Source organism: Bradyrhizobium sp. ORS 86, from assembly GCF_045571475.1.
In the GTDB taxonomy this organism is placed as follows: Bacteria; Pseudomonadota; Alphaproteobacteria; order Rhizobiales; family Xanthobacteraceae; genus Bradyrhizobium.
Genome location: NZ_CP120699.1, coordinates 4912847 through 4927822 on the forward strand (window position 1 = coordinate 4912847; position 14976 = coordinate 4927822).

The 14976-nt window shown below is 62.8% G+C and carries 14 protein-coding genes; 7 read left to right on the forward strand and 7 right to left on the reverse strand.

Annotated elements, in window-relative coordinates; all coding sequences use genetic code 11:
- Positions 1-121: 121 nt before the first annotated feature.
- Together P6U25_RS22955 and P6U25_RS22960 are read left to right on the forward strand one after the other, a co-directional pair.
- Entirely contained in the window at positions 122-2092 is a 1971-nt protein-coding gene (locus tag P6U25_RS22955; RefSeq protein WP_407147045.1) for a 4Fe-4S binding protein, read from the forward strand.
- A gap of 40 nt (positions 2093-2132) precedes the next feature.
- A complete protein-coding gene (locus tag P6U25_RS22960) occupies positions 2133-2438 on the forward strand; it encodes a hypothetical protein (protein ID WP_407147046.1) in 306 nt (101 codons plus the stop codon).
- Between the two features lie 70 nt (positions 2439-2508).
- Here P6U25_RS22960 and P6U25_RS22965 read toward each other — a convergent pair whose 3' ends face one another.
- Positions 2509-3807 (reverse strand): c-type cytochrome, encoded by a 1299-nt coding sequence (locus P6U25_RS22965; RefSeq protein WP_407147047.1) that lies wholly within the window; start codon positions 3805-3807, stop codon positions 2509-2511.
- A gap of 191 nt (positions 3808-3998) precedes the next feature.
- Between P6U25_RS22965 and P6U25_RS22970 the strand changes: the two genes are divergently transcribed.
- A complete protein-coding gene (locus tag P6U25_RS22970) occupies positions 3999-4238 on the forward strand; it encodes a hypothetical protein (protein ID WP_407147048.1) in 240 nt (79 codons plus the stop codon).
- A gap of 68 nt (positions 4239-4306) precedes the next feature.
- Here P6U25_RS22970 and P6U25_RS22975 read toward each other — a convergent pair whose 3' ends face one another.
- Complete coding sequence (locus tag P6U25_RS22975; RefSeq protein ID WP_407147049.1) at positions 4307-4519, reverse strand: hypothetical protein; 213 nt, start codon at positions 4517-4519, stop codon at positions 4307-4309.
- A gap of 223 nt (positions 4520-4742) precedes the next feature.
- Here P6U25_RS22975 and P6U25_RS22980 point away from each other — a divergent pair, with 223 nt between their 5' ends.
- Positions 4743-5171 carry a hypothetical protein gene (locus P6U25_RS22980; protein WP_407147050.1) on the forward strand — a complete coding sequence of 143 codons (429 nt, stop codon included), beginning with the start codon at positions 4743-4745 and terminating at the stop codon, positions 5169-5171.
- 22 nt (positions 5172-5193) lie between these two features.
- On the opposite strand, the gene P6U25_RS22985 is transcribed toward P6U25_RS22980, so the two are convergent.
- On the reverse strand, positions 5194-6333 hold the full coding sequence (locus P6U25_RS22985; protein WP_407147051.1) for a CaiB/BaiF CoA transferase family protein: 1140 nt from the start codon (positions 6331-6333) through the stop codon (positions 5194-5196).
- 67 nt (positions 6334-6400) lie between these two features.
- Positions 6401-7102 carry a haloacid dehalogenase type II gene (locus P6U25_RS22990; protein ID WP_407147052.1) on the reverse strand — a complete coding sequence of 234 codons (702 nt, stop codon included), beginning with the start codon at positions 7100-7102 and terminating at the stop codon, positions 6401-6403.
- Between the two features lie 95 nt (positions 7103-7197).
- Between P6U25_RS22990 and P6U25_RS22995 the strand changes: the two genes are divergently transcribed.
- The gene (locus tag P6U25_RS22995; RefSeq protein WP_407147053.1) at positions 7198-8100 is read left to right on the forward strand and encodes a LysR family transcriptional regulator; all 903 of its coding nucleotides are present in this window, start codon (positions 7198-7200) and stop codon (positions 8098-8100) included.
- On the opposite strand, the gene P6U25_RS23000 is transcribed toward P6U25_RS22995, so the two are convergent.
- A complete protein-coding gene (locus P6U25_RS23000; RefSeq protein WP_407147054.1) occupies positions 8097-9500 on the reverse strand; it encodes an MFS transporter in 1404 nt (467 codons plus the stop codon). The genes P6U25_RS22995 and P6U25_RS23000 overlap by 4 nt on opposite strands.
- 530 nt (positions 9501-10030) lie before the next feature.
- Here P6U25_RS23000 and P6U25_RS23005 point away from each other — a divergent pair.
- Entirely contained in the window at positions 10031-10516 is a 486-nt protein-coding gene (locus P6U25_RS23005; RefSeq protein WP_407147055.1) for a hypothetical protein, read from the forward strand.
- A gap of 80 nt (positions 10517-10596) precedes the next feature.
- Here the strand turns inward: P6U25_RS23005 and P6U25_RS23010 are convergent, their stop codons facing one another.
- Together P6U25_RS23010 and P6U25_RS23015 are read right to left on the reverse strand one after the other, a co-directional pair.
- On the reverse strand, positions 10597-11502 hold the full coding sequence (locus P6U25_RS23010; protein ID WP_407147056.1) for a ribonuclease Z: 906 nt from the start codon (positions 11500-11502) through the stop codon (positions 10597-10599).
- A gap of 6 nt (positions 11503-11508) precedes the next feature.
- On the reverse strand, positions 11509-14613 hold the full coding sequence (locus tag P6U25_RS23015; protein ID WP_407152584.1) for a DEAD/DEAH box helicase: 3105 nt from the start codon (positions 14611-14613) through the stop codon (positions 11509-11511).
- Here P6U25_RS23015 and P6U25_RS23020 point away from each other — a divergent pair.
- Positions 14612-14743 (forward strand): hypothetical protein, encoded by a 132-nt coding sequence (locus tag P6U25_RS23020; protein WP_407152740.1) that lies wholly within the window; start codon positions 14612-14614, stop codon positions 14741-14743. The two genes, P6U25_RS23015 and P6U25_RS23020, sit on opposite strands and share 2 nt — an antisense overlap.
- The last annotated feature ends 233 nt before the right edge of the window (positions 14744-14976 follow it).

Consider the following 14976-nt stretch of genomic DNA (forward strand, 5'->3'; position numbering starts at 1 on the left):
AGCTTAATCGAGCGGGAGGATCGAGGCGAGTCCGCTCGCCGGTTCTCAGCCTCGTCGAGGGTCGTAGCTGCGTATGTCGGATCCGCCGAAAACCATCGTGATCTGCTCGTGCGAAGACACGATGCGTCTCGACACGGCCGCCATCAAACGAGGGTGCGGTAAGAACGAAATCGCCGAATTCCGTCAGCTCTGCCGGGCAGAGCTCGATTATTTTCGCGACGCGGCAAAGACGGAAGGAATGCTCGTCGTCGGCTGCACCCAGGAAGCCGCGCTATTTGAGGACGAGGCGAAGCGGCGCTCGGGGACATTGCAATTCGTCAACCTTCGCGAGATGGCCGGCTGGTCGACGGAGGGAGCCAAAGCTGGGCCAAAGATGGCAGCGCTGCTCGCATCAGCGTCCGACGAAGCGCCGGCTTCTCCTTTTGTCACCTTATCGAGCGAAGGTGTGATCCTGATCTACGGCCGCGACGATGTTGCGGTCGAGGCAGGCCAACTGCTCGCCGACCACCTCGACGTCACAGTCATGATCACGAGGCCGGCGCAGATCATGCCGCCGGCGGTGACATCCTTTCCGATCGTCCAGGGGACGATCCGCAGCGCAACGGGCTATCTGGGAGCGTTCGAGGCAACGATAGATGACTATGCGGTCGCCCGTCCCTCCTCGCGCGATGCGCTCACGTTCGGGGCGCCCCGCGACGGCCTGACCTCGCGATGCGACATCCTGCTCGATCTTTCCGGCGGGAGGCCGCTCTTCTCAGCTCATGGCCTGCGCGATGGCTACCTACGCGCGGACCCCGGAGATCCGGCTGCGATGTTGCGCGCGGTGCTGCGCGCGCGCGACCTTGTGGGCAGCTTTGACAAGCCGAAATACGTCGATTTTGCCGCAGACATCTGTGTTCATTCACGCTCGGGGCTGACCGGATGTCATCGCTGCCTCGATCTCTGCCCAACCGGAGCGATCACCCCGGATGGCGATCACGTCAAGATCAGCGCCGAGGTGTGCGCCGGATGCGGCCAGTGCGCCGCAGCCTGTCCGACAGGTGCGGCAACCTATGCCCTGCCGCCAGCCGACGCGCTGCTCCACAAGCTGCGCGCACTGCTCTTGTCCTTCCGTGAAGCTGGCGGCGCCAATGCCATTGTGCTGTTCCACGACGGCCAACACGGCGCCGCGCTGATCGATGCCCTCGCCCGGCATGGCGACGGGCTTCCGGCCAATGTCCTGCCGTTCGCCGTCAACGAGGTGACGCAGATCGGACTCGAAGCATTCGTGGCGTCCTTTGCCTATGGCGCGATCGGGATCCGCCTCCTGCTGCGGGCAAAACCGCTCCACGACACAGCCGGCTTCTCCCAGACCATCGCCATGGCTGATGCGATTGTTTGCGGGCTCGGGCTTTCCGGGCAGCGTGTCTCGACGATCGAAACCGACGATCCGGACGTCCTGGGTCAAGAGTTGCGGGCGATCGAACCACTGCCGGGCGTCGAGCGTGCGGCCACCTTCAAAGCGACAGGCAGGCGCCGCGAGTTGCTTCGCTTTGCCCTTCATGAATTGCATCGTGTTGCGCCTGCGGCGACCGACATCATTCCGTTGCCGCAAGGCGCGCCGCTTGGTGCGGTCGCCATCGATACGGACGGATGCACGCTTTGCCTGTCTTGCGTCTCGGCCTGCCCCACCGGCGCGCTCCGCGACGATCCCGAACGCCCCGTGCTCAAGTTCGTCGAAGACGCCTGCGTGCAGTGCGGGCTGTGCCAGAGCACATGTCCCGAAAGGGTCATTACGCTGAAACCGCAGATCGATTTCGGCGCCGCAAGGGCTCCGGCCCGGATCATCAAGGAGGAAGAGCCGGCGCTTTGCGTTCGCTGCGGCACGCCGTTCGGCGTGAAGAGCACGATCGACAAGGTCGCCGCGAAACTCGAGGGCCGGCATTGGATGTTTCCCGCGGGCGACAAGCGGCTGGATGTTGTCAGGATGTGCGCGGATTGCCGCGTCGTCGCCATGAGCGAGCAACAGTTCGACCCATTTGCCGACGTGCCCGAACGCGCGCCGCCGCGCACAACCAACGATTATTTGCGCCAACGGAACACCAAGGCCTAAGACGCGGACTGACGAAAGCAGCTATTCCCGGGAGCACGTGATGTCTCGATTCATCAAAGTGATGTCGTTCGTTACGACGCTGTTCGCGAGCGTCGTCGCAGTGATGCCGCAGCCTGCTGATGCTGCGAGCCCGTCCAAAGCTGACAAAGTCGCGCTCAAGCGGGCGATTGTGGCCTGCAAAGCCGAAGCGAAAGGCAAGAAGATCAAGTGGCTCTCGCGCCGGAAATACGTCAACGCTTGCGTCACCGAGGCTATGAAGGCCCATCCCACCGTAGACGTCACGACCATGCTCAAAGAGCATCCGGACTTGACCGATCTTCCGGTCGAGCGGTGGCCCGGCTTCTAGACGAGAAGCCGGGATACAAGCCAGACGGCCAGAACTTATCTTGATCTGCACCACCGATGACCAGCGTCCTTCATTTCGATGTTGCCCGCCCCAGAAAATCGGTGAGCGCCTTGCGATCCTCCGCCGATCCTATTCGTTGCTCCGGCATCTTGGTTCCCGGCGTATAGGTATTTGGACCGAGCTCGAACAGTTTTGACACCGTCTCGGGCGTCCACACGATAGTCATCCCTTTCAGGGCCTCCGAGAAACGATAGCCGGGCAACGACGCAATCCTGCGGCCGTACAGGCCCGCAAGCGTGGGGCCAGCACGCTGCGGATCGTTCGCCGACAAGGTGTGGCATGCAACGCACGCTCTGAACACCTCGGCGCCACGGTCTCCGGGAAAGCCTGCAAGCGGATCACGCGGCGTGGCTTGCAACGATGAGCCAATGGCATCGCCGGTCCGCGCATTCCAGCGCCGGATCTTGCCGTCGGCGCCGCCGGTCAGCAATGTTGCGTTGTCCGGCAGGAAAGCGACCGACCATACGGGCGAACCTGAATCGTCGAACGTTCGCACGATGCTGCGCGACTTTCGGTCGATGATCGTCACGGCTCCGGTAATTCCTGAAGCAGCGATCAGCGAGCCATCCGGCGAGATCGCCAGCGCAACGATCGGCATCCGGCTCGCTTGCGCCTCATCATTTTCCGAACCGTCCGATCTGAGAAAGCGCAGCCTGCCGTCGGCGCCGGCGGCCACGATCTCGCCGTCGGGCGCGATTGCCAGGGCGTTGAGCGGTGCGGCCAGCCTGATAACGCTCGGGGTGCCACCCGCGAGCGGCCAGATCCTCAGCTCACGGTCATAACCCACGCTGACCAGTGATCGTCCATCCGGCGTGAATGCGACGCCGTTGACGTTCTGCGCATGCCCCTCCAGCACCTGTTGCGCGCCGTCGCGGAGCGACCAGATGCGAACCGTATGATCCCAGGAGGCGGAAGCCAGCCTTTCACCGTCCGGCGAGACGGCGAGGGAAACGATCGGCGCGGTATGCCCCTCGTAAACCTGATCCGGCTGCTGCCGCCCGGCCGTCCAGATTGCGATCTTCGCGTCCGCTCCGGCGGTCGCCATTCGACCATCCGTCAGGAACGCGACTGCGTTCACCGCGCCGGCGTGGAAACGAAGCACCTGCTCGGCCGCTTCGGTCTTAAGCGACCATCGGATGGCCGCGGTGTCGAAGCTGCCCGACAGGACACTGTCGCCGTCGCTGGAAATCGCAATCGCCCTCACCGGTCCGCCGTGACCGGCCAATTGCGCATGCGCCGGCACTGAATGGATCGCCAGCAAGGCGGCCACAACGCGGAGACTGCTGGCAAAACGTCGGACCCAACGCATCTGCAATCTTCAGGTCGCCTGCGATCAATCGGATGTTCAGGCGCTCGGTGTCGTCGACGGCTGAAGCCATCCTCCGGCCAATGCTGCATCGCAGGAGTGGTCCCCTGCTACTCGATGCCGCAACGGCGGTTGTTAACTTGAACCGGGCATAGCCTGGACCTATCGTCGATGTATGCATTGAGGACGACGTCATGCAAATACGGCCGAAGGCGTATCTGCATTTCATCTCCCGGTGGCGATCACATCGCGATACGCTGCCGCCGCACCATTCTGACGTACGCGACAGAGCGTCGCCCACCCTCATCTATGCCACGGTCGTGCTGGCGTTTCTCCTGGCTGTTCTGGAAATAGACGCTCATCGGCTGGAACTGGAACAGCTTGGTCTGCTGAGCGGTAACCATCCCGTCCAGGTCGGCTTGTTCAGTCCGTAAGCGCGGGGGCAGCGTCCCGCAGGCACCGATTCATCTTCGGCTAACGGGCCGCGTGCGTCGCTTTCTGCCTAGCGCTTAGAGTCCCTTGGAAAGACCAATGACCGATCGTCAAAGTCCTCGGCCTGCAGCTTGCCTCCGAGGGTGCTTTGCATGTCGTGCAGTGTCGATGTGCTCGCCGGCCCGGCATGTCCGATCGTCGAGCCCGAGTTTGGTCGCGGGATGCCGGTCGCGGCAGCCAGCAATCCGGCCGCGGCGATGACAATGATGATCAGAGGCTTCATGCAAATCTCCCGTTTGGCTGAAATCCAGGAAATGCTTGCGCCGACCTGATTACTGCGAGGCGCGAGGACAGGGTGTGAACCGCCTCACAGCCACTGAGGAATTCTTGCTGCAAAGCGCCCGCAGGTTCCCGGCCTGGAACTTACAAACGCGCGAGCCAGAACGGAGCAACGCTCCGTTCGTTGCGTTTTCCTCCTAGGGGATATCGGACAAGGATGAACGGCCATGAAGGCTTCAACCGTATTGGCTGCGCTCGCGATGATGCTGAACACTGGCGCAGTCGCATTCGCGCAATCGAATGTCCAAGGCGCAGTCGAGCTCAGCAATGGCACGAAGATTTCGCAGGATCCATCGCTGCCGAAACTGAACCTTACGAACATGCAGCGCGAGCAAATTCGCAAGGCGGTGCTTACCGAGCACAACGAAGTCCAATTTCGATTGCCGACCACCAAGTCAGCGAAGGACTTCACCCCCGCTGTTGGCGCAAAGATCCCGAACGGAGTTAAAGCGCAATCGCTGCCAACACCGGTTCTTGCGCAAATGCCAGAGCTGCGTGACTACATGTACGTCAAAATGAAGGATCAGGTGCTGATCGTGAACGGCATGACGAGCAAGGTCGTTGATGTGTTCCCGGAGACGCAGCCCCCCTCCTGACCGTCAACGGACTCGATGGCGATCACGCGAGGTTTGCGTCCCCGAAGGCACCCTTGGACGCGTAGTCGGACACTTCCCTTTGCGTCCATCCGAGCCAGGTCTCGAACACCTCGAAGGTGTGCTCGCCCAACGTCGGCGGCGGGGTCGAAGGCGCCGGAGGACGATCATCGAAGCGCAGCGGACGGGCGACGAACTTGACTTCACCGGCGACCCTGTGCGTCACAGTTTGGACCATGCCGCGTTGGATCAGTTGCGGGGCTTCACAGACCTCGCCGACCGTCCGGATCGCGCCGCACGGAACGCCGGCGCGGCTGAGGACTTCGAGCCAATGGTCGCGCGGCGCGGACTTGAATATGGGCCGCAGAATCCCGGCTAGCGTCGCGCGGTTGGCCGCGCGCTTGGGAGCGCTATCGAAGCGCGGATCGGTTTCCATGGCCTCGCCGCCGATGACACCGCAGAACAGCGACCAGAACTTATCGTTGGCGATCCCGAGATTGAGCCAGCCATCACTGGCTTCGAAGGTTTCGTAGGGACTGATCGTGGGGTGGGCGTTGCCCCGGCGCTTCGGGCTTTCTCCGGACGCGAAGTACATGCCGGCATTGAACGTCAGCAATGAGGCCATGGCATCGAGCATGGAAACATCGACGCGCCCGCCAACACCCGTCCTCTCGCGCCTCATGAGCGCCGCGAGCACGGCCTGCGACGCGTAGAGACCGGTCACCAGATCGGCGATCGAGGTTCCCACCTTCATGGGCGGACCATCCGGGTCGCCGGTGATGTCCATCACGCCGGATTCCCCCTGCAGGATGAGGTCGTAGCCGGGCCGCTCAGCGTCCGGACCGGTGCGCCCGAACCCGGAGATGCTGCACTGGATCAGCCTGGGGTTGCCAGAACTCATCGCTTCGTAGGTCAGGCCCCACTTGTCGAGCGTTCCGGGCCTGAAATTGTCGATCACGACGTCGGCGACATCAGCGAGCGCGATGACCGCGCTCCGGCCCGCAGACGACTTCAGATCGATCGCGCAGCTTCTCTTGTTGCGGTTGACCGACAGGAAGTACGAACTCTCCCCGTTGACGAACGGAGGACCGTACCGCCGACTTTCGTCGCCGAGACAGGGATCTTCGATCTTCACAACGTCCGCACCGAGGTCGCCGAGATGCATCGTGGCGAAGGGGCCGGAGACGACGCGGCAAAGGTCCAGGACCTTGATGCCGCAGAGAGCTTCCGTCCTAGACGATCGCATCCGCAAGGTCCTTCATCGTCGGGACGGTGATGTCGGGCTTGTGCGGCGTCTCTTCGAACGGCCGGTCGCGCCGATTGATCATCGCGCTGCGCATGCCCGCCGATTTCGCGCCGATGACATCGAAGGCATGGTTGGCGACGAAGAGGATCTGTTCCGGCTTGAGGCCAAGGATTTCTGCGGCCCTCGTGTAGGTCGCGCGATGCGGCTTGAAGGAGTTCGCTTCGGCAACCGATATCACCTTGTCGAAGGGGACCTTGTGATACTGCTTGGCCGCCTCGAGCATGTCAGGATCTCCGTTGGACAGCACGACCAGCTTGTACTTGGTTTGCAGCTTCGCCAAAGCCGCCGGCACCTCCGGGAAACACTCCAGCTTCACGATCTCGCCGACGAGATACTTCACGTCGTCCTTCGTGTACTTGATGCCGGAGCGGTCCATGACGTGCGACACCGCACGGTGGCCGATCTCACGATAAGGCGTGTGCTCGCGATGGAGCAGCGCATCGATCATCGAGTTCTCGAAGTGGGTCCGCCGCCACCAGGTGACGAAGGAGTTCGGATTGCCGGTCCAGCCCTTCTCCTTCAGGAACGGCGTCGCGATCTTCACCAGCCCGCCCTGCATATCGACCACCGTGCCATATTGGTCGAACATGCAGACTTTCACTTCGCTCTTGATGCTCTCAAAGCTCATACGCGCCTCCTCGGTTGCGCTCGGTGTGTACCGGGTCCGGCATGATCGGTGAAATGGATTTGTCCTCTGCTCACATTCACGATATGAATGATCGGATGAACCTTCGCTCGATCGACCTCAACCTGCTCGTCGCGCTGGATGCGCTTCTGACGGAGCGCCACGTCACCAAGGCGGCCGAACGCGTCGGTCTCAGCCAGCCGGCGATGAGCAATGCGCTGAGCCGGTTGCGAGCGATGTTTGAAGACGAGCTCCTGGTCCGGACCACAACCGGGATGAAGCCGACGCCCCGGGCGAGCGAGCTTGCCGAGCCGTTGCGGCAAGTGCTGCGCCAGGTCGAACGCGTGATGGTGAGCGATGCCGGGTTCGACGCGTCCCAGGCAGAACGCACCTTCACCATCCGAATGTCGGACATTCTCGCCTGCCTCCTGCTTCCAAGGCTTGCAGCCGCGAGACCGCCGAATTCGAGAATCTCCTACAACACGATCCATCTGTCGCCTTCGCTGACTGTAGATGCGCTGGAAAGGGACGAGATCGACATCGCCGTCAGCATGGGTCTCGAGCACTCAGCCTCGATCCGTTCGGAAACGCTGCTCCAGGACCGTATGGTCTGCCTGATGCGGCGTCTTCACCCGATCAAGCGCGGCCGGCTGACCTTCGACAGCTTTATCGCTCAGGAGCAGATGAAGGTTTCCATGAGCCCGACCGACCTGCGGTTTGTCGATGATGTGCTCGCCGAACGGGGCCATCGGCGGCGGATAACCCTGAACGTACCACATTGGCTGGTTGTGCCCCACGTGCTCAAGCAGACCGATCTTCTTGCGGTGATGCCGAGACATCTCGCCGCCGTCTTGATGGACGAAGAGCTCAGGATGGAGGACCTCCCGTTCGAGTCCGCGCCGTTCGACTGGATGTTGTACTGGCATCGACGCTATGATCAGAGCAACGCGAATGCGTGGCTGCGCGAACGGATCAGGACGGTCTGCACCAATCTGAGCTAGGCGCCGACATCGACGGCCTCGCGCGAGACCGAGGCTCGGCTCTCATCGGGCGCGACCGCAGAAGCGTTCTCCAGGGACCGACCTTTCGTCTCGAATCCGAAGATAAGAAAAATTACAGCCTGAAAGACCAAGATACCGGCCAATGTCGTCAGCACGCCGGTCAAGCCCTGCCAGACGAAAATCGCCACCACAACGTACTGGACCAAAGCGGTTGCGATGCGTCCCGACGTCGCGCAAATAGCGGTGCCACGAAGCCGATATCGCGTCGGAAACAGCTCGGGCACGTGCATGGCGAACCCGGTCGCCAGCATCACGTAGATGGCGGTGACGAGCAGAAATCCCGTGCCCGCGAGAGCGGCGCCATCGGACATATAGGGGTATGCGATCCCGAGCGCTGCGGCGGCCACCGATGAGAAGATGATCGACAGCCTGCGCCCGAGCCGGTCCGCCAGCGCGAGCCCGATCAGCGATCCGAGCGGGCCGCCCAACGCCATCACCGTCGTGTAGCCAAGCGAGGAGACGACGCTGTGGCCATTCTTGACCATGAATGTCGGGAGCCAGCCGATGAAGCCGTAGAGGCTGAATCCGACGACGATGTGCAGCAGACTTCCGAGCAGCGTGCGTCCGAGATACGGCGGCTGGAACAGCCGCCAGACCGAACCTGGGCTCTCCTCGGCGACCGCCTTGGGCGCAACGGGGGCAAGCGGGCCCTTGCGCGCGGCCTCGGCTTCGATGGCGGCGAGGATTGCTTCGGCGTCTTCCGCGCGTCCATTGGCCGCCAGCCAGCGAGGCGACTCCGGCATCGACTTGCGCAAGAACCAAACGATCATGGCGAGCACGCCGACGAGGCCGAACATGTAACGCCATCCGAAATTCGGAATCACCCACAGGCCAACCATGGACGACACGAACAGCGAAAAATTGGTGATTACGGCGAGAAGGCCGATCCAGCGCCCGCGCGACGATGCAGGGACGAACTCGGTCAAGGTGGCATACCCCACGACGATCTCGGCGCCGAGACCGATGCCGATGATGAAGCGAAGACCGATCAGGACGATCATGCTAGGCGCGAAGGCAGCCGCGATCGATGCCAGGCCGAAAATCGCGAGATTTACCTGGTAAGAGAAGCGGCGGCCGAAGCGGTCTCCGAGGATACCGGAGCACCAGGCACCAATGGTCATTCCGACGAAGGTCGCCGCGACAAAGGCGGCGTTCAGCTCGATGGTGGACCATCCCTCCTTCACGACGGCCCCCAGCACGCCTCCAGCGAGATAGATGTCGAAAGCGTCGAGGAACATGCCGGCGCCGATCAAGGCCAAGATGCGCCAGTGGAAACTGCAGATTGGCAGCCTATCGAGGCGTGCACCGGCGTTGACGTCGACGAATGCGGATCGAGCCACTTGTAACCTCCCCTGCCTGGCGTCTGGGCGCCGAATGCTCCGATCGGCAATTGATCAACGCGCGCGAGATCGCCGTCCAATCGAAATCGGAAATTCAAGTATTTGCTTCAGTGATGGAGGGAAACGCGATCGGCACTGCACACCCGCACGGCGTCCGGGCCTGCACGAGCGCGCATGGGGCGCACGGCGAACGGGCGAGACCCAGGCTCCCTCCGCAACCTCCGCTCCTTCGGCCCACTTGGTCCGTCGTGCGCTCGGACCGCCGCGCTGCCGCAGAGGCCGAGCGATCCTCGCCGGCGCGATCGCAATCGCCCCGATTCTCTTGGCCCTGGCGGAAGTGATCGATCAGGATCGCCTAGCGAGGTCCAGCGCCAGAGGCGCTGGACCTCGCCAACAGCATGGAACTTGCTGCGTTCCCCTCACGGATCATCCCCCTGCGCCGGATTTTCGGGAACGACTCCCTCCACCATCGGTTCTTTAAAGAGGCCGCTGATATTGCCGTTCTCAACACATGCAAATGGAGTTGAAGTATGCTCGGCGCCGCCACCACTCCACTTCCGCTCGTGATGCTCTGGTGGGCCGGGGCCGCTCTGCTCGGGCTTGCCCTGGTCTTTGCCGTGGTGCGAGCGGGCCGGCTGCGCCGCGACGAGCGGGAGCGGCTCGATCAGACCACACGGGAATTGGTGGATGAGGAGGACGCGAGGGCGCGAGCCGTCTCCGAACAGCAAGAGCAAGCGGCGCGTTCGGCGGGTGCGGGATTCGCCCCACGCCCGAACGTTTCCAAAGAATTCGGCATGCCGGGTGCGCTCGCTTTCCTTGCGATCATCCTGATGATCTTGGCGACGACGAAAAGCCCCGAACCGGCGAACGAAGTAACGACGACTGGTCGTGCGCCCGATCAGGCCGCGCAAAACCCGCCTGGCGGCCAGCAACAACCGGCGCAAGCGAGGCCCGGCAACGAGCCCGGCAGCGACAGCGCACGTGGCTCCCAGGAGCCCCTGACCAAACGTCAGTGAGGCCACGTCAACACCGCACAAATCGCGCGGACAGCGGTCAATTCGCCGAGCTAAGGAGTCGGCAAGCTCAACCGAAATGGTCAGATAACAATTCGGTCGAAGTCATTTGCTATTCTGCTGTTCGGGAAGACACGTGCCGCCTCGGCGAGTATCTCCTCGTCTGGGTATCGCCCCGAGATGTGCGTGAGCAACAACATCTTCGCGTTGGCTGCGGCGGCGAACAGCGCTGCCTCCCGCGCCGTGAGATGGTTATAGCCCCGGGCCATTGGGGCATCGCGATCCAGAAATGTCGCCTCGATCACCAATGCGTCGGCGTCGGCGGCGTAGCTGGACAGGCCATCAGTTGTCTCGGCGTCGCCGATAACGACAAGCTTCTTGCCGCCGCTCACGGGTCCGAGAACGTCCTCGGGATCAATGGTCCTGCCGTCCGCGATCGTCACCGATCGTCCCTCCGCTAGCTCTTTGCGCAGCGGGCCGTCCGGCACGCCGAGGGCCGCGAGGCGGTCCGGCTGAAGGTGGCGGCGCGCGCGGATTTCGAAGGTGAAGCCGAAGCTGTCGGTATCGCGATGGCGAACCCGAAAGCAGCCAATCACGCATCCTCCGGCGTCGATGACTTGACCTTCCGTCAAGGGGATGAACTCCAGCGGTAGCGGCGCTCTCCCTTCGCCCCAGAAACCTGCGAGCATCCGGATGACGACATCGAGAGTTTGCGGGCCGCCGTGGATCGCCACGGCACCGCTCCCCTGCCGCAATCGCAGGGTGGACAACAGGCCGGGAATGCCAAGCACATGGTCAAGATGGGCATGCGTCAGAAGCATACGGTCAAGCCGGCGAAAGCCGGCGCCGGCGCGCAGCAATTGGCGCTGGGTGCCCTCGCCGCAATCGACCAGAATGCGCCGGCCGGCCGCCTCCACCAAAAGCCCCGGATGATTGCGATCCGCCGAAGGAACGCTTGCCGATGTCCCCAGGAATGTGAGAGCGAACATCCGATGTCACTCGTCCAGAAGATCCAGGAACTCCCCGACCCGATCAAATGGGTCCTCATGCGTCCTGCAGATGCAGACCACGCGATCGCCGTCGCGTTGCAGCGATCGTGCCTTGGATTTCCGCAGTCGCCCGGGCAAGAAATTCGCCGCGATCGCCTCCGGTCCGATATCGAGCCGGATGATCCCCCTCCGCTTGCACTCCATCCTCAGCTTTGCGGCCGCGAAGAAAGCCTGGGCCGGCGCCGGCAGCCTGCCGAAGCGACGCGTGGTTTCATCTTCCAGGTCGTCGAGATCGTCTTCACTCAGGCATCTGGCAACGCGACCATAGATCTCGAGCCGGACCGCCTCCGATTGGACGTAGCTTTTGGGCAGCGTGTCTTCGAGGGGCAGGTTGAGATCCGGCACCCAAAGATCAGCGGCGCCGTTATTGGCTTTCTCAGAGGCAATCTTCAGGAGGTGACTGTAGAGCACAGGTCCGAGCACCTGGACATGGCCCGATTGCTGCTCCGAAAACAGGTCGCCGGCGCCCCTGAGGTCGAGGTCACGCTCGCTGATGGCAAAGCCGGCACCTGGCCTGCTGAACTCCTCCAGAACGGCCAAGCGCTTTTCGGAATGCTCCGAGCCGGACTCAGTCAACAAGTGGGCGAACGCGCGCGTTCCACCTCGCCCCACGCGTCCCCGGAGCTGGTGCAGTTGCGCAAGACCGAACCGTTCGGGCCAGCAGACCACGATGGTGTTCGCGCGCGGAATATCGAGACCACTCTCGACGATATTGGTCGCCAGGAGAACATCAGCTTCGCCCTCGACGAAGCTCATCATCCGATCGTCAATCTCGTCGGCAGGCAGCTTGCCGTGGAGGCAGACGATGCGAAGGTCGGGAGCCACTGCCTGCACCCGTGCCAGGATCGGGTCGAGATCCTGAATGCGGGGACAAATCAGGAAGCTTTGGCCGTGCCGACTGCGTTCGCGCAGCAATGCGGAGGCGATAGCGGCATCCGAAAGCGGGGCTATTCTGGTCGCGACCGGCAGCCGATGCACGGGCGGGGTCGCGATGACGCTGAGATCCCTGAAGCCCGCAAGACCCGCCGCGAGGGTCCGCGGGATCGGTGTGGCGCTCATCAAGAGCGTATGAGCTCCCTTGGATAGCTCCGAAAGCTTCGCCTTCTCCGCCGCTCCAAAATGCTGCTCCTCGTCGATGATCACGAGACCGAGATTCGCGAACTTCACGTCCTTCGAGGCGAGTGCCTGCGTGCCAATCACGATCTTGAGCTTTCCGCTCTTGAGCCCCTCTTTCGTATCTCTGGTCTCGGCCGCCGACGTGGCCCGCGAGAGGCCTCCCACCTCGATATCGAACGGGCCGAAACGTTTGCGGAAGGTCGCGATATGCTGTCGCGCCAGGACGGTTGTCGGTACCACAACCGCCACCTGCTTGCCTGACAGTGTCACGGCGGCCGCCGCCCGCAACGCTACCTCAGTCTTTCCAAATCCGACGTCACCGCATATGACGCGGTCCATAGGATGACCCGACGCAAGATCATCCAGGACATCTCGAATAGCCTTCGCCTGGTCGATCGTCGTAAAGTACGGAAAACGCGCGACGAACTTCTCGTAGGCAGGGCCTGGCGGCACCAGCTTGGGAGCGCGCCGGCGGCGCCGCTGTCTGATGTGTTTGGCGAGCTCTTTGGCGGACGTTTGAATCTCCTTCTCCGCCCCGGTACGCCGCACCCACCAGGAACTTCCGTCCGCCCGGTCGAGGGTCAGCTTGCCCAGCTCCGCGGCATAAGGCCAGATCAGAGCCAAGTCCGCGGGCGGAACGAGGACGGCATCATCTGCCGCGAATACGAGCTTGACCATCTCGCGCGACGCCCCGCCTCCCGCTTGCACGGCCTGCAAGCCATCGAGCAACGCCAGTCCTCGCTGCAGATGAACGACTACCGTGCCCTGCTCGGGCACCTCCGGATGATCGAACGCCGCATTCCAGGCTCGCGCCATGGGTTGCGGATGATGAGCCCTGCTGCCGAGGACATCGGCCGCCGTCACCACGACAAGAGGCTTTGCGCCGGCCCCGACAAAGCCTGCATCGAAGTCAGCCAGGAGCGCCCCTTCTCGGCTCCGCCCCGCCGTCGCTTCGGTCCAATCCGCAAAGCGCTCCGCCTTGATGCCGGCGATCCGCTCCATCGCGCGCAAGTCCTCCTCCAGCGCTGCAACGAAAAGCAGCCGCGATCCGGCGCGCTGCATGTCGGCGACAAATGCACGGAGGGCCTTCCTCGGCGAGGCCAGCTTTGAGAAATCCGGCGTCGATTTGAACGGCGACTTTTCAGGCAGCACGCCGATGCGCTTCGCCAGTCCCTTCCAGTCACTCCGTCCGAGATATTCGCGCGCGGCCTCCTTGCGACCAGCCGCCTCTCCGATCGTATCCAGCCAGCTATCGGCATGCGCAGGCACGCCTGCATCCGCGATCCACTTGGCTCCGCCACAATAGTCGAGCAGCGTCGCCCGTCCCGCACGCTTGCCGGCGAACGCAAGCCGCTCCGACATCGGGTCGATCGGAAGCTCCTTGGTCTCGTAGATGATCTCGTGTTCGACCGGGTCGACCGCCGCGATCTTTCGGATCACGCCTTTGGCGTGCTCTATCCTGAACGGACCGAGAGCGCCTGCCGGAAACACCTCGAACGTCATTCCGTGGAACAGTACGCCGCCTGGATACTCCGCTTCTTCATCCACGGCGTATCCGAGCGCTTCGAGGCGCGTCTTCAGATCCCGCTCGGAATACGTCGCTCCAACCTTCAAGCCCAACCCAACGCGCGACCAGGCCGACGGCATCGGCAGGCGTTCCATCACGGCCTCCGCCGTCGAAACCAGCAGGACAGGCTTTCTTGCCTTGGCCAGACGTCGCAACACCGAGCTTCGTCGACCTGCGATCTCCCGGGACGGCTCCAACTGGTCAAACGGTAGCGTATTCAGCCGCGGCAAAACCAATACCCCGCACGAAGGATCAAGCGAGTGAACCACACTCCCGAGCCGCTCCGCCCTGTTCTCGCTTTCGGCAAGGAAGACGACGCCGCCGCGCGCGGATTTTCGCAACTGCGCAAGAAGGTGAAGAGCCAGCATGCCGAGCGGCGACGACGAGGAGACTTCGATACGCGATGCCCTCTTGCTCTTCTTTGTCGCACGGCTGGCGGCGCGCACCTTTTTTGAATGTCCCACGCTGAATCCGTCGTTGTTTCGCGGTCACGGCTGACGCGAGTACCTCTGATCGACCCGGTTGATGCCGCTGGCCCAGATCTTGATCCTGTTGGACTGGCCGCAGAAAAGCCACCACCGCGGCAGGCTTGGCGGCCGGCGGGGATATCCCACTGTGCAAGGTCAATCCAGCAATTGCCTGCACGAACGGCCTAGGTCAAGGTCGTTCAGCTCGATCGATGGGGAACGCCGAGCGTTCCGGAGGAATGCTCCCCTCAGCACGACGTCTCA